Source organism: Nocardia sp. NPDC059154 (genome assembly GCF_042755705.1).
Lineage (GTDB): Bacteria > Actinomycetota > Actinomycetes > Mycobacteriales > Mycobacteriaceae > Nocardia.
This window is the reverse complement of record NZ_JBHZCS010000001.1, coordinates 78,517-97,052: the sequence shown is the minus strand read 5'-3', so window position 1 is coordinate 97,052 and position 18,536 is coordinate 78,517. Positions and strand designations below refer to the sequence as shown.

At 69.0% G+C, this 18,536-nt stretch carries 15 protein-coding genes; 6 read left to right on the top strand and 9 right to left on the bottom strand.

The annotated features are described in order from the left end of the window. Window positions 1-146: 146 nt before the first annotated feature. Window positions 147-611: a hypothetical protein gene (locus ACFXN1_RS00355; protein WP_379444761.1), complete on the top strand. Its 465-nt coding sequence runs from the start codon at window positions 147-149 to the stop codon at window positions 609-611. A gap of 81 nt (window positions 612-692) precedes the next feature. Here the strand turns inward: ACFXN1_RS00355 and ACFXN1_RS00350 are convergent, their stop codons facing one another. The 3 genes from ACFXN1_RS00350 to ACFXN1_RS00340 all read right to left on the bottom strand — a co-directional run bounded on the left by ACFXN1_RS00350 (window position 693) and on the right by ACFXN1_RS00340 (window position 5,372). Then, entirely contained in the window at window positions 693-2,429 is a 1,737-nt protein-coding gene (locus tag ACFXN1_RS00350) for an ABC transporter ATP-binding protein (RefSeq protein ID WP_379444763.1), read from the bottom strand. Then, the gene (locus ACFXN1_RS00345; RefSeq protein WP_379444765.1) at window positions 2,426-4,420 is read right to left on the bottom strand and encodes an ABC transporter ATP-binding protein; all 1,995 of its coding nucleotides are present in this window, start codon (window positions 4,418-4,420) and stop codon (window positions 2,426-2,428) included. Before ACFXN1_RS00345 ends, ACFXN1_RS00350 begins: the two co-directional genes overlap by 4 nt. Window positions 4,421-4,514: 94 nt before the next feature. Continuing rightward, complete coding sequence (locus ACFXN1_RS00340) at window positions 4,515-5,372, bottom strand: DUF4190 domain-containing protein (RefSeq protein WP_379463456.1); 858 nt, start codon at window positions 5,370-5,372, stop codon at window positions 4,515-4,517. A 94-nt stretch (window positions 5,373-5,466) separates the two neighbouring features. Here ACFXN1_RS00340 and ACFXN1_RS00335 point away from each other — a divergent pair, with 94 nt between their 5' ends. Together ACFXN1_RS00335 and ACFXN1_RS00330 are read left to right on the top strand one after the other, a co-directional pair. After that, a complete protein-coding gene (locus ACFXN1_RS00335; protein ID WP_379444768.1) occupies window positions 5,467-6,435 on the top strand; it encodes an RluA family pseudouridine synthase in 969 nt (322 codons plus the stop codon). 46 nt (window positions 6,436-6,481) lie between these two features. Next, window positions 6,482-7,246, top strand: coding sequence for a CPBP family intramembrane glutamic endopeptidase (locus tag ACFXN1_RS00330; RefSeq protein ID WP_379394453.1), 765 nt, complete (start codon window positions 6,482-6,484; stop codon window positions 7,244-7,246). A gap of 132 nt (window positions 7,247-7,378) precedes the next feature. On the opposite strand, the gene ACFXN1_RS00325 is transcribed toward ACFXN1_RS00330, so the two are convergent. The 4 genes from ACFXN1_RS00325 to ACFXN1_RS00310 form a co-directional block, all read right to left on the bottom strand. Continuing rightward, window positions 7,379-7,789, bottom strand: coding sequence for a hypothetical protein (locus ACFXN1_RS00325; RefSeq protein WP_379444770.1), 411 nt, complete (start codon window positions 7,787-7,789; stop codon window positions 7,379-7,381). Between the two features lie 211 nt (window positions 7,790-8,000). Beyond that, window positions 8,001-10,163: an MMPL family transporter gene (locus ACFXN1_RS00320; RefSeq protein WP_379444772.1), complete on the bottom strand. Its 2,163-nt coding sequence runs from the start codon at window positions 10,161-10,163 to the stop codon at window positions 8,001-8,003. Window positions 10,164-10,198: 35 nt separating this feature from the next. After that, on the bottom strand, window positions 10,199-10,756 hold the full coding sequence (locus tag ACFXN1_RS00315) for an EXLDI protein (RefSeq protein WP_379394447.1): 558 nt from the start codon (window positions 10,754-10,756) through the stop codon (window positions 10,199-10,201). A 269-nt stretch (window positions 10,757-11,025) separates the two neighbouring features. Further along, on the bottom strand, window positions 11,026-12,012 hold the full coding sequence (locus ACFXN1_RS00310) for a LysR family transcriptional regulator (protein WP_379444774.1): 987 nt from the start codon (window positions 12,010-12,012) through the stop codon (window positions 11,026-11,028). An 87-nt stretch (window positions 12,013-12,099) separates the two neighbouring features. Here ACFXN1_RS00310 and ACFXN1_RS00305 point away from each other — a divergent pair, with 87 nt between their 5' ends. Beyond that, on the top strand, window positions 12,100-12,492 hold the full coding sequence (locus ACFXN1_RS00305) for a DUF5997 family protein (RefSeq protein WP_379463466.1): 393 nt from the start codon (window positions 12,100-12,102) through the stop codon (window positions 12,490-12,492). A 59-nt stretch (window positions 12,493-12,551) separates the two neighbouring features. On the opposite strand, the gene ACFXN1_RS00300 is transcribed toward ACFXN1_RS00305, so the two are convergent. Next, window positions 12,552-15,926: an FAD/NAD(P)-binding protein gene (locus ACFXN1_RS00300; protein ID WP_379444775.1), complete on the bottom strand. Its 3,375-nt coding sequence runs from the start codon at window positions 15,924-15,926 to the stop codon at window positions 12,552-12,554. Between the two features lie 79 nt (window positions 15,927-16,005). After that, window positions 16,006-17,205: an MFS transporter gene (locus ACFXN1_RS00295; RefSeq protein WP_379444776.1), complete on the bottom strand. Its 1,200-nt coding sequence runs from the start codon at window positions 17,203-17,205 to the stop codon at window positions 16,006-16,008. Window positions 17,206-17,344: 139 nt separating this feature from the next. Between ACFXN1_RS00295 and ACFXN1_RS00290 the strand changes: the two genes are divergently transcribed. After that, the gene (locus ACFXN1_RS00290; RefSeq protein WP_379444778.1) at window positions 17,345-17,803 is read left to right on the top strand and encodes a MarR family winged helix-turn-helix transcriptional regulator; all 459 of its coding nucleotides are present in this window, start codon (window positions 17,345-17,347) and stop codon (window positions 17,801-17,803) included. A 311-nt stretch (window positions 17,804-18,114) separates the two neighbouring features. Next, window positions 18,115-18,531: a hypothetical protein gene (locus ACFXN1_RS00285; RefSeq protein WP_379394435.1), complete on the top strand. Its 417-nt coding sequence runs from the start codon at window positions 18,115-18,117 to the stop codon at window positions 18,529-18,531. The last annotated feature ends 5 nt before the right edge of the window (window positions 18,532-18,536 follow it).

Genomic DNA, 18,536 nt, shown 5'->3' with positions numbered 1-18,536 from the left:
GTGTCTCCACCGCTTCTCCGTCCCAGTTGCTCACTGTTGTCTGCCTCGCACAACCCACCAACCACTTTAGGTTTGCATAGCCTTACCTTATATTGCTTGGCAGCGCTTGCGAAGCGCTCGTGACGAAAACGATTGGACTGGAAACCATGCCCCGTACCTCGCGCCTCCTCGGTGCCGCCCTCGCCACCGCCGCCCTGCTCGCCGGAACCGGCGTCAGCGCCGTCACCGCCACGGCCGCACCGGCTTTCGCCCCCGTGCGCACCGCCGCCCCGAGCACCGGCGACCTGAAGGCCAAGCTGCAGACCGCCCTCAACACCGGCGCCCCGGCCTCCACCCGGGCCGCCGAGCTCGAGGCCGGCGAGGCCGGACTGCCGCTGCTGGACCAGATCGGCACCGCCATGAACGCCGCCCCGCCGAGCTTCCGCTGGACCATCCTGGGCCCGGTCACCGAGAACGGCGACACCCTCTCGGCCACGCTGCAGACGGCCGTGGACGGTTTCGATCCGTTCACCTTCCCGCTGACCTGGAAGCTCGTCGACGGCGACTGGAAGCTGTCCCGCGAGGGCGAGTGCACCGTCGCGAGCGTCGCCATGCTGCCCTGCAGCCTCTGACCCGTCGACAATGACTCCGACAATTCGAGAGTGACCCACCCCGAACGGCCCCGGACTCGCGCGGAATCCGGGGCCGTCCGGCTACGCGGGCACCGGCGCCAGACGCCAGCCGGAGGCACGGGTGCGCTCGGTCCAGAAGGCGGCATAGCGGCCGCCGAGCGCGAGCAGCTCGGCGTGCGTACCGCGCTCGACGATGCGACCGCCGTCCATGAACAGGATCTGATCGGCGTGCGCGATGGTCGCGAGACGATGCGCCACCACGAGAACGGTTCTGCCACGGGTGAGTTCGTGCACACCGCGCACCACCGCCGCCTCGTTGTGCGGGTCGAGGGCGCTCGTGGCCTCGTCCAGCAGCACGATCGGAGCAGCCTTGACCAGGGCGCGGGCAATCGAAACACGCTGGCGCTCACCACCGGACAGCGCGGAGCCGCCCTCGCCGACCGCGGTCTGCCAGCCGTCGGGCAGCCGGTCGGCGATCTCGTCCACCCGCGCTACCCGGGCGGCCGCGAGGACCTCGGCATCGGTCGCGTCCGGACGGCCCGCCCGGATGTTCTCCAGCACAGAGCGATCGAAGAGGTAGACGTTCTGGAAGACCAGCGCCAGCCGGTTCAGCAGGGTCGCCGCCGGCTGCTCACGAACATCGTGACCGCCGACCACGACACGACCGGAATCGGTGTCGTGGAAGCGGGCGGCCAGGCGCAGCAGCGTGGATTTGCCCGCGCCGCTGGGGCCCACGATGGCGGTCGTGGTGCCGGGTGCCGCGGTGAACGAGATGTCCTGCAGCACCGTCCTGTCCGGGCCGTAGCCGAAGCTGACCCGATCGAACTCCACCTGCGGGGCACCCGGCGGCACCGGTGAATCCGGCTGCGGCAGTGCCGGTTCCGCCAGCAGCGCGCTCACCCGGTCAGCCGCTGCGGCGGCGGAGCGCAGGGCGCCACCCAGCTGCGCGGCCTGGGTCAGCGGCTCGATGAAACGGGAGCTCACCGCGATCAGGGCGATCGCCGCGGCGGCGGAGAGTGCGCCGTCGGTCGCCCGGCCTGCCACCAGGTAGACCAGCACCAGGAAGACGGCCTGCACCACCAGCGAGAACACGATCAGGCCGGGCACCGCGGCGATCAGCAGGCCATCGGCGGCCCGGCGCTGGCGGGCCAATGCCGCGTCCAGCGCGCGATTACCCGCGCCGACCGCGCCCAGCGAACGCAGCACCGGTTGCGCCTGCGCGAATTCCAGCACCCGGGCGTTCGCCTCGGCGGCGGCCTCGTGCATGCGCTCATCGGCGGCGACATAGGAGCGGTTGGCCCACAGATTCACCAGGAACAGCACCGGGGCCGTCACCAGCATGGCCAGCGAAATACGCCAGTCGACGACCAGCATGCCCACCGCCACACCGAGCGGAACCAGTACGCCGGTCAGCATTTTCGCCAGCAGATAGGCGATCAGGCCCTGCACCTCGCGGACGTTCTCGACCATCACCCGCGACAGCTCGCCCGCGTGCCGGTCGTCGAACCAGCCCAGTGGCAGGGCATTCAGGTGATCGCCGAGCCGGGTCTGCAATCCGTGCTGCATGCCCACACCGACGCGCAGGCCCAGCACCGACTGCAGGTAACCGAACACCACGACCCCGGCCACGGCCAGCGCCAGCCACAGCGTCCACCACCAGGCCCGGCCCAGATCCTTGTCGAACAAGGCCTGCAAGACCGGCACCAGCAGCACATAGGCGGCGGCCTGCGACAGCGCCTGGACCACGATGGCCAGCAGCAGTCGCGGTGTCAGCCGCGCGAACTCACCCGGCACGAGGCCGAGCACCTTGCGGATCATCGATTGCCCTCCTCAGCAACGGCGGACAGGCCGGCCTTCGTCCCGGCCCGGCCGTCCCCGAGATCGCCTGCCACCGGGTCGGTTCCGTCCGACCACGCGCCCGAAGGCCGATCGGCACTCCCGGCGGCGCGGTCGGCGCCGGCGACGGCCTCCAGGGCCGCCTCATTGATTTCCCAGAGCCGCTGGTAGACCCCGCCCGCGGTGTGCAGACTGGCGTGGTCACCCCGTTCGACCAGGGTTCCGTTCTCCAGCACCAGGATTCGGTCCACGCCGGTGATGGTGTGCAGCCGGTGCGCGATGACCAGCACGGTGCGACCGGCCACCAGTTCGGCCAGCGCGTCCTGCACCGCCGCCTCGGATTCGGGGTCGGCGAAGGCGGTGGCCTCGTCCAGCACCAGGATCGGGGTGTCGGCCAGCAGGGTGCGGGCGATCGAAAGCCGTTGCGCCTCACCACCGGACAGCACGGCGTCCACCCCGATCTCGGAGTCGTAGCCGCGCGGCAGCGCCAGGATGCGGTCGTGGATGCGGGCCGCGCGGGCCGCACGCTCCAGGGCCGCGGCATCGGCGCCAGGGCGGGCCAGCCGCAGATTGTCGGCGATGGTGCCGCGGATCAGGCGGACGTCCTGGAAGACGAATCCGACCGTGCGATAGAGCTCTTCGCTCGGGAAGTCGCGAATATCGCGGCCGCCGAGGGTGATCCGGCCCGCGTCCACGTCGTAGAAGCGCGGCAGCAGCTTGGCCAGCGTCGACTTGCCGGAACCGCTGGGGCCCACCAGGGCGGTCATGGTGCCGGGCGCCAGCTCGAGGTCGAGGTCGCGCAGCACCTGATGGTCGGCGCGGTAGCCGAAACTCACGCCCTCGAAACGGATCAGCCCGGCGGGAGCCTGCTGCGGTGCGGAATCGCCCGTGCCGGACGCCAATTCGGCGGTCTGCAGCAGATCGTGCAGCCGCAGCGCCGCGTCACCGGCCGTGCGCAGCGCCTGGGTGCCGTAGCCCAGACCCAGCAGCGAACTGCCCAGCCCGAGCCCGACCAGCAGGAACGGCAGCACATCCAGCGGCTCGATCCACTCGAGGCCCACGCCCGCGAGCCCGGCCACTACGACCAGCAGCATGACGAACACCGGCGAGACCACCGTGTCCGAGATCGACTGCACCGTCATCACCGGCAGTTTCAGCCGCCGCAGCCGCTCGGTCTGCTCCTCGACGGCGGCCCGGAACTCGCTGTGCGCCCTGCCCGCTCGCCCGAAGGCCCGCACCACCTGGATGCCGTCCACGAATTCGACGGTCGCGGCGCGGGTGCGCTGCTCGGCGGCGTTGTAGGCCAGCAGGCGTTCGCGGCCGGGCTCGTCCAGCATCGCGCGCATGCACAGCGCGTAGACGACCAGCGGCAGCAGCAGGATCAGCGTCAGCCGCCAGTCCACGGTCGCCAGGTAGACCAGGGTGACCAGCGGGACCGTCACCGAACCGACGAAGTCCAGCCGCGCATGCGCCACCAGATAGTGCAGCGCCTCGACATCGTCCTGGAGGTACTTCTTCACCTCGGTGGAGGTGCGGGCGCCGAACCAGCCCAGCGGCACCCGGGTCAGCTTGTCGGCCAGCAGCCGGCGCAGGGTCAGCTGGTAGCGGGCGTCCACGGCGTGCGACCAGGTCAGCGCGACCGCCTGCAGCACCGCCCGGACCACCAGCACCAGCACCGCGATCAACAGCAGCCGCCACACCCGGTCGGTGCCGGGCGCATCCCGCAGCAGCTCACGGCAGGCCGAGACGATCAGCAGGAACGGCAGCACCGAGCACACCGCGGCGACCGCCACGATCAGCCCGGCCACCGTGAGCGGGCCGCGCACCGGGGCGAGAATCTCCTTGCGCGCGGCGGCCTCTCGCCGCCGGCGCGCCTTCACCTCCGCTTTCGCGTCGGGCCCGCCCGGGTCGGCTGCCGCCGGGCCCGGATCGATGGCGTGCGCCTCGACCGCGGGCGGTGACTCGACCGTCATCAGTCCGCCTCCCACCTTCCTCGGTGCGGCGCTCCCACGAACACCGGCGAGAAGATAGGTTAGGCTAACTTTTCTTGAACGACCATACCGCCGGTCAGCGCGGCACCTTTCCGGTCAGCTTCTTGCCGCTCGCGTCGTGGACCATGCACGTCGCGCGGCCATTGAGCTTGTTCCACTGGGTCTCGTTGGCCGGGTAGAGAATGAAGGTCTCCAGCTGGTCGTACATCGAGCTCTTGCTCAGCTGCTTGTCGATCTCGTCCAGGCAGGCGTCATTGGCCTGCTGGAACGAGGCATCCAGCGAACCCGGCCAGGAACCGGTCAGATGCACCTGGGCGATCACCTCGGCATCGTGCGCGGCATCGCAGGGCAGCACCGTCACCTTGCGAATGTGGTTGTTCTCCTCGACGGTCTGCAGGCAGTCGCCGACCTTCACCTCGTCGACCGAGATGGAGGTGGGCGAATCCGGCAGGGCCGAGGTGCGGGTCGTATTGTCCTGTGACGCAGAGGTATCCGAGCTGTTCACCGCGCCCACGGCGAACAGGATCACGACGATCAGCGCCCACACGCCGGAGGCGACCAGGCCACCGATGGCCAGCCCCTTGCCGTTCTGATTGCGCTGCTTGATCTGGGTCAGCGCGATGATGCCGAACGGGATGGCGAGCAGACACGCGCCGAGCAGGCCGAGGATCAGGGCGGCGATGGCCAGGCCATTGGTGCCCTGCGGAGGCGGCGGAGCCATCGGATAGCCCGGCGGCATCGGCTGATACCCGGGCGGGTAGCCGGGCTGACCGCCCTGGCTGTAATCCCACTGACCCGGCTGGCCGTAGGCGGGCTGAGCGTATCCCGGCTGCGGCTGGCCGTATTCCGGTTGCGGGGGTTGTGGAATCTGGCCGTAGTCCGGCTGACCGGGCTGGCCCGGATACCCTTGCGGCTGTTGGTCGTTCGGGTACACGAGACCCCCGATCACTCGTTTCGACCCGGACATTCCGGGCGTTGGCCAACCGTACCCCCTGGTCCGGACAAACTCGGGGACTAGGGTTTGGCGAGTGAGACGCAGGCAGCAACCACCGCTACCCAAGCGGCACGGGCTGGACCCGGCCCGGTTGCGGCTACCCGAGGACGGCGACTGGGCGACCATTCGTGACCACCTCGTGGAGCGATTGCCGCGGGTACACCCCGAACGCATCGACGAACTGCTGTCCACTGGCGGCATCGTGGATCTGGACGGCCCGATCACCCTCGACACGCCGTACGCCCCCGGCGGCGCGGTGTGGTTCCACCGCGATCTGCCGGACGAGACCGAGGTTCCGTTCCCGATCGGCATCGTCTACCGCGACGACGACATCCTCGTCGCGGACAAGCCGCACTTCCTCTCGACCATCCCGCGCGGGCAGCACATTCTGCAGACCGCCCTGGTGAAACTGCGCCGCGACCTGGACCTGCCCGATCTGGTGCCCGCGCACCGGCTCGACCGGGTCACCGCCGGGCTGGTGCTGTTCATCGTGAATCCGGCCGTGCGCGGGGCATATCAGACCATGTTCCACAAGCGGCTGGTACACAAGGAGTACGAGGCCGTCGCGCGCTTCGATCCAGAGCTCGGACTGCCGCGCACGATCATCAGCCGGATCGTCAAGGAGCGGCAGGTGCTGCGCGCCTACGAGACCGCGGGCGAACCGAATGCGGAGACCCTCGTCGAATTGACCGAGCAGCGGGACGAATTGGGGCGCTACCGGCTCCGGCCGCGGACCGGGCGGACGCATCAGATCCGGCTGCACATGAACAGCCTCGGGGTCCCGATCCTCGGTGACGACTTCTATCCCGAACTCACCGACAAACCGGTCGACGACTACACCCGGCCACTGCAACTGCTGGCCTCGGCACTGGAATTCATCGATCCGATCACCCGGGAACCGCGCCGCTTCGACACCGCGCGCACGCTGCAGGCCTGGGACGATCCCGAGGGCTGGGCGAGCGGACGAGCGCCGGCCGCCGGGTATTCCGCACAGCGGGATTAACCACAATCGAAGGCCGTTCCAAGAATCCGCTCGTAGACTGGCCGGGATGTCGCGAAACGATAACGGCGCGGTCGCGGTGCTCCCTGACCCGCCCACGCTGCCCGGCCACAAGCTGCACGCCTACGTGGATGTGGCCGTCGTCGTTGTGGTCCTGATCTGCACGAATCTCATCGCGCACTTCACCAACCGGTGGGCCGGCATCTTCACGGTGCCGATTGCCGCACTGGTGCTGGTCGCCCTGGTACGCCGCCGCGGGTTGGGCTGGGAGGACCTCGGCCTGTCGCCGCGACAGTGGCGGCGCGGGTCGCTGTGGGCGCTGGCGGCGGTGGGCGTAGTGCTCGCGGCCGTGGTCATCGGCGCGGCGCTGCCGATCACCCGCCCCTTCTTCCTGAACGACCGCTACGCCGCGGTCTCGGGCGCGCTCATCGCGTCCATGATCGTGATCCCATTGCAGACCGCGATCCCGGAGGAGCTCGCCTTCCGCGGCGTGCTGCACGGCACCCTGGACCGGGTGGCCGGGGCACGCGGGGTATTCGCGGCGGGATCAATGCTGTTCGGGCTCTGGCACATTGCCTCATCGCTGGGATTGACCAGCGGGAACAAGGGACTGACCGGATTCCTCGGCGGCGGCCCGGCCGGACAGCTCCTCGGCATCGGGCTCGCGGTCCTCGCGACCGCCGGGGCGGGCGTGGTCTTCACCTGGCTGCGGCGCCGCAGCGGCAGCCTGCTCGCGCCCATCGCACTGCACTGGGCGGTGAACGGCGCGGGCGCGCTGGCCGCGGCCGTGGTCTGGCACGTGACCGTGCACTGACCGCGGCCGGGCGCGCGAACGCAGAGGGGGCCGGCTGACCTGGGAACAGAGGATTATGGTCAGCCGGCCCGGGACGGTTCGGCGGGTCGGGCCCACACCGAACCGAGTCTTTTACGAGCCGGGGAAGCTCTGCTACGAGCCCAGGAAACCGAGCGGGCCCGCGCCGCAGGTGGCGCTGCCGGTCAGGGTGGGCTCGAGGACGTTCACCTTCAGCTCCCAGGCCGAACCCTGCAGGGTCGACAGGGTGTGGGTGCCCGCGCTGTGCGGGGTCCACTGAATGGTGGCCTGCCCGTTGCTCGGGCTGATCGGGCTGCCCGAGATGATCGCGCCATTGTCGTAGAACCAGGCCTGGATCCAGTTGTCGTAGGTCGCGGTGATCTGGTACACGCAGCCCATGTAGATATTGCGGGCGTTCACCGACAGGCCGGTGGGTACGGCCGAGGCGGTGGAGGCGGTCAGGCCCACGGAACAGGCCATCGCGGCGACGGCGGTGAGGCCGACGCCGGCCCGCCGGGCGATGCGCTTGCTCAGGGACACTGTCATGTCTTCAACTCCTTGGTGCCAACCCGCTTCGATGCGGTCCGGCGAACTGTATCGGTTGTCCAGTTCATTGCGTGGCACTTTTGAGAAAATACTGAAACACGTTTCTGTCAGACGCGGTCTCATGCAGGTCAGCGGCATGATCGCAGCAACGAGATCGGCCCGCCTCCCCGGAGGAGAAGCGGGCCGAATCGTTCGGAGCAAACTCGGATCGTCAGCGGCGAGCGTCACTCACCACATCGGACGGCGTCCATTCCGCATCCCACTGCGGCTGCTGCTGTTCCGCATCACCGCCGTGGCCCGGCCACCAGGCGCGGCGGCCGATCAGCGCGGTCACCGCGGGGGTGAAGAACATCGCCATGACGAACGCGGCGATGGCGATGCCGACCGAGATGGCGAAGCCCATCTGCGACAGGGTGTCGTTGCCCGCCAGCATCATCGAGGCGAAGGTGCCCGCCAGGATGACACCGGCCGCCGCCACCGTCGGGCCGGTGTGACGCAGGGCCAGGGCGGCCGCGCGGTGCGGATCGTGGCCCTCTCGCGCCTCCTCCCGCAACCGGGCGACCATGAGGATGTTGTAGTCCGTCCCGAGGGCGACCACGAACAGGTACATGATCAGCGGCAGCGTGAAGATCAGACCCGAATCCCCCTGCAGATGCTGGAAGACCAGCACCGCCGAACCCAGCGTCGCGGCGAAGCCGAGGAACACCGAGGCCATCAGGTACCAGGGCGCCACCACGCTGCGCAGCAGCAGGGCCAGCACGATCATGATCAGGATGGCCGCCACCGGGAACACCACCATGTAGTCCCGGTTCATGGCGTGCTGGAAGTCGACGAACACCGAGGTCATGCCGCCCACCACCGCCGAGGTACCGACCGGGGCCGCCGCATGCGCGGCATCCCGGAGCGGACCCTTCACGGTCTTCAGGGCCGCATCGGATTCCGGCTTGTCGGACAGCGTCACCTGATATTCGGCGACCGTCTTGTCGGCCGACAGTGCCGGCTGCGGACCCACCTCGCCCACACCGTGGACGTGCAGTGCCGCTCCGAAGGCGTTCAGCTCGTCAGCGCTCAGCGCGCCGTGCTCGCTGCGCAGATACACCTGCGAGGGCTGGGTGCTGCCCGCGGGCATGCCCTTGAGCAATTCCTTGCCGTAGACCACGGATTCGGAGCTGCCCGAGGTCGAACCCGAGCTCAGGTCGAAGGTCGGATTGAAGCCGAAGGCGAAGACGCCCAGGGCGATCAGGACACCACCGGACGCCACGGCGAACAGGCCCGGCCGCTTGCCCAGCGCGCCACCCACGGCCGCGAACCGAGCCCCGGTCGGCTCCACCTGCCAGGCCTTCGAGGGCCAGAAAACCTTGGTGCCCAACAGGGAAACGATCGCGGGGATGAGCGTGAGCCCGGCCAGCAGCGCCACCGCGACCGCAATGGCCAGGGCGATACCCATGGACCGGAACATGCCCAGGGTGGACAGCGTCAGCGCGCCGAAGGCGATGATCACCGCCGCGGCCGCCGAGGTGATGGCCTCACCGACCCGGGTGACCGCGCTGACCACGGCCGTCTTGGCGTCCTCACCGGCGCGCAGGCGCTCCCGGAAGCGGAACATCAGGAAGAGGATGTAGTCCGTGCCGACGCCGAAGAGCACCACGACCAGCAGCGACTGCACCGAGCTGTCGATCTTGAGGTCGAAGGTGTTGCTGGCGATCGCGATCAGACCGCTGGCCAGCGGGGACACCGCGATGAAGATGACCAGGATGGGCAGCAGCGCGATGATCGGGCTGCGGAAGATGAGCAGCAGCAACACCAGGATCAGCACCACGGTCGCCACACCGATGATGATCAGGCCCTTGGTACTGGAATCCTGCTGATCCAGGGTCTGGGCGGCAGTGCCGGTGATGCCGGCCTTCAGGTCGGTGCCGTTCACCTGTTCCTTCAGTGCGTCCCGGAGGGACTTCACCGCGTCGGACTGGTGGGTGTCATTGGCGCTGGTGACCTTGGTCATCTGCACCGCGACCACCTCGACCGCCCGGTTCTCCGCCGGGGGTACCACCTGGATTCCGGTGACATCCTTGATGTTCCGTTCCGACAGCTTGGTCGCGGCGGCGGCCACCGCAGTCGAGTCGGCATCGGTCATCGGGGCTCCGTCGGAGCGTTCGAAGACGATGAGCGCAGCGGGAGTATTGCTGTTGGGAAATGCCTGCTGCTGCAACTTCGCTGCCTGGATGGATTCGTAATGCGAAGGCAGGAAGTCGGATTGGTCGGTGGTGGCGGTGAGCTTCGGCGCGGTGGCGACGACCGCGACAATGGCGATCAGCCACGCGGCGATCACCAGCCACGGGAATCGGACGACGAAGCGCCCCAAGCGGGAGAACATGCGGGAGAAGTCCTTTCCGGGTTCGGCCGCGTTATTCAGATGTCGAGGACCTGCGAGGAGGGGTTCTCCACCACGTCGGCGACGATGCGATAGACCTTCGCCGGAATACGGTCGCGCAGTTCCGTGAGCGAGTCCACGATCTCCAATGTGAAGTCGCCGTAGCCATCCTCGCCCAGGCCGAGGAATTCGCGCCAGTTCTTAAATCCCTTGGCCCAGTCCGTGAATACCGCAAGATCCGACTGGTCGGAACTGTGCCGGGCGGTGAGGAACTCCTCCTTCCGCTCGCGCGCGGCGTTCTTGGAGGCCTGGGCGAAATCCGACCACTCGACATAGTGCCGGTGGACGACCAGCTTGCCCTTGCGGCTCAGGAAGACCTGCACGGACTCGCTGCCCTCCTTGGTCACATGCTGGGCCTCGGCCAGCAACCGGCCGACGAAGCGCTGGGTGCGGCCACCGCCGGGGCCGACGCGCAGCGTGATCTCGCGCATGCCCTCGGGCAGCGGGTCCGGCACCAGATCGGTGCCGGTGGCGGCCGGGGCCTCCGGGGCGTCCTGCGGGTCGGCGTCGTTGGACTTGTCCATATCGAGGGCCATGGGGTGCTCCAAATCATCAGTGAATGCGCATATGGGCATGCATGTACAGCACGGCGCCGTGGGTCGATACCCGCTGTGCCGCTGCACTTCTCAGGGTTCCGGACGGTCATTCCCCGTCTTCAGCCACTATAAGTAGACGTATACGTATAGCGCAACCCTGACTCGACCCTGAACTTTCTCCAGATGCTTCCCTGAGCATCCGGACACGAAAGAGCCCGCCTCCCGAACGGGAGGCGGGCCCTCGCGTGTCGTCCGCGCGGAGCTGCGCGCTAGCGCCCACGCCGCTTGCCCGGCTTCTTCGCACCGCCCTGCTTCGGCTTCGCGGCGGTCTGCGGCTTCTTCCCCCCGGCCTGACTGCGCGTCCCGCCCGCCTTGGCCACACCCGTCCGCTTGGGCGAATTCTGTTGCCGCGCAGGCTTGTCCGGCTGCTGCCCGGACGGCGAACGGGAACTGCGCTGGGAGCGGCCGCGCACCACACCCACGAACTCCTCCACCAGCTCGGTGGTGCGGTCGGCGGGCCAGGCCAGCGCGATCTCGGTCTCGGGCACATCGGTGACGGTCCGGTAGACCAGGTCCTTGCGGTGGTGCAGGCGGGCGATCGAGTGCGGCACGATGGCCGCCCCGCTCACCGCGGCCACCAGCTCCATGGTCATGGCGGCGTCGTCCAGGTCGGCCGCGTCCTGCATGCGCTCATCGGCCAGATCGGCCGTGGCGACCTGATCGAACAGGGCGATCGGATGATCCTTGGGGACGACCACGACCGGGACCTCGCGGTAGAGCGGAATCGCGCTCACCCCATCGCGATCGATGGGCAGCCGCACGAAACACATGTCGACCGCGTCCGTGCGCAGGGCCTGCTCCTGCTCCTTCATCGGGATCGGCGTCAGCTCCAGCGCGACCTCGGGGAACCTCTGGCGCCAGATGCGCTCCCATTTGGTGACGGTCACGCCCGGGACGAAGCCGACGCGCAGGCGGTCCGCCGCGGCCGGTGCCGGCTCCGGCTCCGCGGCCGCGGCGGCCGCGATGAGGGCGCGGGCCTCGTCCAGCAGCACCCGCCCGTCCTCGCTCAGCTGGGTGGGCTGCGCGCCCGGCACGAACAGTCTGGTTTCGAGCTCTTCCTCCAGCTCGATGACCGTCCCGCTCAAGCGCTGCCGCGAAATACCGAGGCCACGCGCCGCCCGGGCGAAATGCAATTCCTCGGCAACCGCGACGAACCAGCGCAGGCGCGTCAGATCGATGGACTCCAACCGGCTCATGGCGTCCACGGTATTGCACCGGCCAGCAGGTTCACCCCACCCGCCCGATACCCTTGATCGGTGAGCCCGGACAAGAACCCCCAGACCATGAAGCCGCTCACCGCGGCGAACAAACTCGGCATCTACCTCCCGGCAACCCCCGCGGAGTTCCGGAACTCACCCGTCACCCGCGCCCAGCTCGAGGAACTGCGCACCGATCCCCCGCAGTGGCTGCTCGAGCTGCGGGCCAACGGCCCCTTCCCGCGCGATGTGGTGGCCCGCAAGCTGGGCATCTCCAACTCCGGTCTGGCCCGTGCCGGCGTCGCCGACGCCCTCACCGCGGACGAGATCGCGGCCCTGCTGGCCGACCCGCCCGAATGGCTGCTCCGCGAACGGGAGAATCTGGTCGCGGTCCGCAAGGAAGCCGAGCGCGTCAAGGAGAAGGAGGCCGCCCGCCGCGCCGCCTCCAACCGCCCGCCCAAGAACCGCTTCGGCAACTGAACACGACGCCCCGGCCCGGTCATCTGCGCTGAACTCCCTTCCGCCACCGCCGAATCGGATCAGATCCGGCGCAGCACCCGGTCGACCAGGTCGGGGGCCGCGCCGAGATAGTTCTCGGGGCGGAGGAGTTCGGCCAGTTCGGGTTTGGTCAGGTGCAGGGCGATATCGGGGCATTCGGCGAGGATGTCGGCCAGCGGCCGGGTGGTGGTCCGCGCCTCGAAGGAGGCCGCCTGCAGGGCCTTCTTGGCGATCGGCTTGCCGAGCAAGGGGGCCAGGCGAATCGAGAGGCGTTCGGCGACGATCTGACCCTCGGTGAGCGAGAGGTTCTCGGTCATGCGGTCGGCATCGGCCATCAGGCCCGCGGCGAGTTCGACCGCGGTGTGGGCGGCGCCGCCGACCAGGAGCAGGCATTCGCGCAGCGGCTGCCATTCGGCGTGCCAGGCGCCGGCGGGACGCTCGTCCTCGGCCAGCAGCGCGCCGAACAGCGTCGAGGCCAGCGCGGGGACCTGCAGCGCCGCCGCACGAATCATGGTGCTCAGCACCGGGTTTCGCTTCTGCGGTATGGCCGAGGATTCGCCGCGGCCCGGGGCGGCGGGCTCGAGCAGTTCGGCGGTCTCGTTGCGGGACTGGGAGATCACGTCCACGGCCAGCTTGCCCAGGGTGCCGGAGGTCAGGGCCAGCGCCGCGGCCAGATCGGCGATCGGGGTGCGCGCGGTGTGCCAGGGGGTGGCGCTCACGGTGAGGGAGAGTTCCGCGGCGAACTCGCGGGTGAGGCGCTCCATGATCTCGCCGGCGGGCGCCTGCGACAGTTCCGAATCCGCGCAGCGCGCGCATTCGATATAGGACGCCAAAGTGCCCGCCGCGCCGCCCAATTGGACCGGCAGCGTGCCGCGCACGCGGTCCAGGCGTTCACGGGCGTCGAGCAGGCCCTGCATCCACACCGCCACCTTCGCGCCGAAGGTCGTCGGCACCGCGTGCATGGCGAGGGTGCGGCCGGCGATCGGGGTGGTGCGGTGGCGGCGGGCCAGCTCGGCCAGGGAGCCGACCATGGTGTCCAGGTCCGCGATGAGCACGGACAGCACCCGGGCGGCGATCACCATGGTCGCGGTATCGAGAATGTCCTGGCTGGTGGAGCCGTAGTGCACGTAGTTCGCACTCACCGGATCCACATCCGCCACCGCGTCGTGCAGGCGCTCCACGAAGGTCACCACCGGATTCGCGGCGCCGCGCGAGGCCTGCGCGATCTCGCGGGCGTCGAACGCGTGCTCGCGCACCGCCACCGCCAGATGATCGGTGACGGTGTCGGGCACCATGCCCAGTCGGGCCTCGGCGCGCGCCAGCGCCAGCTCCACCTCCAGCATGGCGTCGATCCAGGCGTCGTCGCTCAGCAGGGACTCCACCGGCGTGCCCACCCCGACGGGGGCCAGCAGACCACATTCCAGCGCCATGTCATCGTGCCTTTCACTGTCGTGCTGGAGTTCGAAATGCCGCTGCACCCCATGCTGATCCGGCGGGATCGCCGGGCCCTCGTACCGGTGGGCGGTGAGGATCTCGCGGGCGATGGCATCGCCGTCGGCCAGCGTCACCGAATTGACCCCGGGGCGCGCGCCCGCCGCCGTCACCCAGCGCACCGCCTCGGTCGGCACTCCGAAGGCGTAGCGGCGCGGGTGGATTCGCCCGATCGTGTCCACTGGATGGAACGAACCCGGCGCGAGCGCCAAGCCGCCGGTGCGGTAGCGGCTGCCGTCCGGGGAGGCGATGACGTAGCCGCGCACCTCCTCGCGGTGCAACAGGTTGCGCAGCAACGGATCCGCGGTGCGATGCAGGTCCGGTGCGGGCATCCAGGCATCGATGAGAGTCTGTGCCGACGCCACCGAATCACCCACCAGGGGTGAATCGGCGACGAAGCACTCGTGCCTGGTGTCCGCCCGGACCCGCATGCCGGGACCGGCGACTCGCACCACACCCGCGCGAATCAGTGCCGCCAGTTCCGAAATCCGGTGCGCCGGTGGCCCGATGGACAGGAAGGCGTTCATCGGCGTGTACCAGCAATCCAGGTCGTCGCGGTAGGAGGAGCCCGTGATGCCGCCGTGGTCGACCACCAGCCGGACCTCATTGCGCAGGTCGCGCAGGACATCCAGCGCCGCCTTCACCGGGCCGTGCACATTGCCCAGGCGGGCCTGCTGCACATCGGCGTCGAGGTAGGCCAGCAGCCAGGCGTGGAAATCCGCGGGATCGGTGAAGCAGCGGCCGCCGGCGGGGTCGGCGAGTGCGCTCCAGTCCCAGCGGTCCTGCGGGGGCACGCCGAAGCGGTTCAGCAGTTCCTCGGCGTCCTCGGCCGTCGGGGCGATCAGGTAGCGGTCGCGGAAGGAGGCCAGGCGGTGCGGGCTCACCCGGTCCGCGATCAGGCGGGTGTAGTAGACCGATTCGACCTCGCGCGCGATATGCGGCCAGACGTCGCGGCGGAAGGAGACGTCGCCGAATTTCCGTGCGCGGTGGCGTAATCGGGCGATGCGGTCGGCGTTGAGCAGCAGCGGCCCGTAGCGGCCGGCCACCCCCTTCTGATGCTCGCCGCGCGCGTGATGCGGGACGCCGCGGCGGCAGCCGGTGACGATGAGCGGCTCCCGGCCCGAGGCGACGTACTCCAGCCCGGCCTCGGACTCCTTGAACCGGCCGCCGCGACCCACCGTCAGCAGGGCGAGGTAGTCGAAGAAGGTCAGGCCCAGGCCGCGGATGATGACCGGGTCCCCCTCGGGAATGCGGTCCAGATCCACATCGGCGGCATTGCCGGGCGGAATGTAGGTGAGGCCCAGGCGATCCGCGGTGTCGGCGAGCGAACCGCACGTGCCGGGCGGCGATTCGGCCAGGTGGCCCTGGGTGAGCACCACCGCGTGCAATCCGTGCACGTGTTCGCCGGTATCGAGTTCCAGTTCCTGGAATCCGCCGGGGCCGTCGCGCATATCCACCACGGTTGCCACGATTTCGCTCACCCGCACCCAATCGGCGTATCTGTCGCGGGTGCGCTCGAAGGCCCAGCGCAGGTAATGGCCGTAGAAGGCGCGTGGCGGATAGCTCTCCGGGGAAATCCGCAGGGCCGCACCGAAAGCATCGCTGGGCAGGCTCGCGAAATTGCCGATCTTCGCCAGAAAGTTCGACCATTCGTAGAGGCTGGGGCCGCGTTCCACCGGGCCCGCCATCTCGACGGTGTCGTCGGTGAATATGGTGACCTGCTCGGCGACCGTGTTCATGAGCAGGTGCGCGGGCTGGCCGGTGCGCCAGACCGCGCCGGTACCGACCCGCGTCGCATCGATGAGCACCAGTTCGACGCCGGCCGAGATGCCTAACTGCCGAGCGTTGGCGCAAATGCGTTCGAAAACATTCAGACCTCGCGGTCCCACTCCAACAATGGCGATCCGTAAAACATTGTCGAGCATGCAAACTCACCGATCGCGCTCGATTAGCCGCGCCCGAATCCGGACACGTCGGCGAGGTTAGCGCGGCGCGGACAAGCGCTCAAGAATGGACGGTACGGTACGCCTGGTTCGTCTGGAATGTCGAAAACTGCTGTGCGGCACGGCGCTCCAGCGCCTCCGACAGGCAGGCCAGCAGCAGCGCCGAAACCGCCAGCGCGGCACCGACCCAGTTCGGGGCGGTGTAACCGAATCCGGCCGCGATCACCAGCCCGCCCAGCCACGCCGAGATGGCATTGCCCAGGTTGAACGCACCGATATTCATGGCCGAGGCCAGCGTCGGCGCCGCGTGCGCCTGATCGAGCACCCGCTTCTGCAACGACGGCACGGTCGCGAAGCCGAGCACGCCGATCACGAAGATCGTCACGGCGGCCCCGATCCTGTCGTGCGCGGTCACCGTGAACAGACCCAGCGCCACCGCGAGCCCCGCCAGCGGCGCGACCAGCATGAGCATCGGCGCCCGGTCGGCGAACCTGCCGCCCACCAGGTTTCCGGCGAACATGCCGAGGCCGAACAGCACCAGGAGCCAGGTCACCGACCCGTCGGCGAAACCGGTCACCTCGGTCATCATCGGGGCGATATAGGTGATGGCCGCGAACACGCCACCGAAACCCAGCACCGTCATGGCCATGGCCAGCAGCACCTGAATGTTCCTGAAGGCGGCCAATTCGTGCCGCAGGTGCACGCCCTCCGGCCTGGGCAGGTCCGGCACCAGCTTGGCCACGCCCACCAGCCCGGCCACGCCCAGCGCGGCGACCACCGTGAACGTGCTGCGCCAGCCGACGGTCTGGCCCACCAGGGTGCCCAGCGGCACGCCCACCACATTGGCGACGGTGAGGCCGGTGAACATCAGGGCGATAGCCCTGGCCTTCTTGTCCGGCGCCACCAGATCGGCGGCCACCACCGAGCCGATGCCGAAGAACGCGCCGTGCGCCAGCGAGGCGACCACCCGGCCCAGCAGCATGACCCCGAAGACCGGGGCGATGGCGGACAACAGGTTTCCGGCGATGAACAATCCCATCAGCAGCATGAGCATGCGCTTGCGGGAGATCTTGGTGCCGAGCGCGGTCATCACCGGCGCACCGAGCATGACGCCCAGCGCATAGCCGGTGACCAGCCAGCCGGCGGCCGGGATGGAGACGCCGAAGTCCGCGGCGACCTCGGGCAGCAGGCCCATGATCACGAATTCTGTGGTGCCGATCCCGAAGGCCCCGATAGCGAGGGCGAGCAGCGCGAGTGGCATGGACACACCTTCCGAGCAAAGAGTTGCAAGAGCACTTTACGTGCGCCAACAATAGTTGCAGACGCACATTACTTGCAAACGCTGGCTATTGCAGAGTTGGTCTATCCTGGTGGGAGCCCCTCCGACCCGAGGAAACGCGATGACAGCCACCGATCCCGCCATGACCGCCCTGGCCCAGGGCTGGTGTGCCCTCTCCCTGCTGCACGGCACGATCGAGGCCCACATCGAACGCGCCCTCCAGTCGGCCCACGACCTCAGCGTCCGCGAGTACTCCCTGCTCGACGTCCTCTCCCGCCAGCACGACGGCGACGGCGGCATGCTGCAGATGAAACAGGTGGCCGACGCCGTCGTCCTCTCCCAATCCGCCACCACCCGTTTGGTCACCCGACTCGAGGACCGCGGCCTCCTCACGCGTTACCTCTGCCCCCACGACCGCCGCGGCATCTACACCAAGGTCACCGACGCCGGCCACGAGCTCCTGGAGGCGGCCCGCCCCACCAATGCCACCGCCCTCCGGGAGGCGCTCACCACGGCCTCCCGCAATCCCGAACTGGCGCCGCTCGTCCACACCCTCGAATCCCTCCGCACCCCAGCCTGATTCCCGGGACCGACCCGCGTCGCGGAAGCCTGCGATAGCTGTCCGCAAGTAGTCGGCTACCTACATCACGCAGCGAAGGGTCGACTCGTGGGTTGTCGATCTTGTTGTGCCACAACGGACTCGGTCCGCCGCGCGGGCGATGGCCAGCACCATCCCGCTGCGGGCGATGGCATTGCGCGAGCCGCATTGCCCGTTTTGCCAGGTTCGGGTAGTCGCGTACCCGTGAGACGCCGGATACGAGCGATGAGAATCGGTCTTGTCGATTCACATCCTGGTCGGCGTCGGCCGTCCAGGCGGGAAAGAGGTTTCCGATGGGTATCGCGCAGAACGACCACCGCGGCGTGACAGTTCGAGTATCGATGGCCGCCACGGAGATCGACGACGAGCGCTTGGACCGGCAGACCCGGATGCTACGGGCGGAGCTGGCCGCGATGGACGGCGTCGAATCGGCCGCGCTGGCACGGGACAGCGCCGGAACGGCACCGGGTACGAAGGTGGCCGACCCCGTCACGATCGGCGCGATCGTGCTGGCGCTGAGTGCTTCCGGCGGGGTGTTCACCACCCTGATCGAGACGGTGCGGGACTGGCTGGGCCGCCACCCGGGCACCCACCGGGTGACGGTCACGATCGACGGCGAGAGCATCGAACTCGAGGCCGCGAGCGGTGACCAGCAGCGCGCACTGGTCGACGCCTATATTCGCCGCCACGGCGGCGTCGCGGCGGGGTGACGGCA

Coding starts and splice junctions, on each gene's coding strand:
- ACFXN1_RS00290 (WP_379444778.1), top strand. CDS start 17,345: ATGACAGCCACCGATCCCGCCATGACCGCCCTGGCCCAGGGCTGGTGT.
- ACFXN1_RS00315 (WP_379394447.1), bottom strand. CDS start 10,756: ATGGCCCTCGATATGGACAAGTCCAACGACGCCGACCCGCAGGACGCC.
- ACFXN1_RS00310 (WP_379444774.1), bottom strand. CDS start 12,012: ATGAGCCGGTTGGAGTCCATCGATCTGACGCGCCTGCGCTGGTTCGTC.
- ACFXN1_RS00325 (WP_379444770.1), bottom strand. CDS start 7,789: ATGACAGTGTCCCTGAGCAAGCGCATCGCCCGGCGGGCCGGCGTCGGC.
- ACFXN1_RS00285 (WP_379394435.1), top strand. CDS start 18,115: ATGGGTATCGCGCAGAACGACCACCGCGGCGTGACAGTTCGAGTATCG.
- ACFXN1_RS00330 (WP_379394453.1), top strand. CDS start 6,482: ATGTCGCGAAACGATAACGGCGCGGTCGCGGTGCTCCCTGACCCGCCC.
- ACFXN1_RS00355 (WP_379444761.1), top strand. CDS start 147: ATGCCCCGTACCTCGCGCCTCCTCGGTGCCGCCCTCGCCACCGCCGCC.
- ACFXN1_RS00295 (WP_379444776.1), bottom strand. CDS start 17,205: ATGCCACTCGCGCTGCTCGCCCTCGCTATCGGGGCCTTCGGGATCGGC.
- ACFXN1_RS00305 (WP_379463466.1), top strand. CDS start 12,100: ATGAAGCCGCTCACCGCGGCGAACAAACTCGGCATCTACCTCCCGGCA.
- ACFXN1_RS00300 (WP_379444775.1), bottom strand. CDS start 15,926: ATGCTCGACAATGTTTTACGGATCGCCATTGTTGGAGTGGGACCGCGA.
- ACFXN1_RS00350 (WP_379444763.1), bottom strand. CDS start 2,429: ATGATCCGCAAGGTGCTCGGCCTCGTGCCGGGTGAGTTCGCGCGGCTG.
- ACFXN1_RS00320 (WP_379444772.1), bottom strand. CDS start 10,163: ATGTTCTCCCGCTTGGGGCGCTTCGTCGTCCGATTCCCGTGGCTGGTG.
- ACFXN1_RS00345 (WP_379444765.1), bottom strand. CDS start 4,420: ATGACGGTCGAGTCACCGCCCGCGGTCGAGGCGCACGCCATCGATCCG.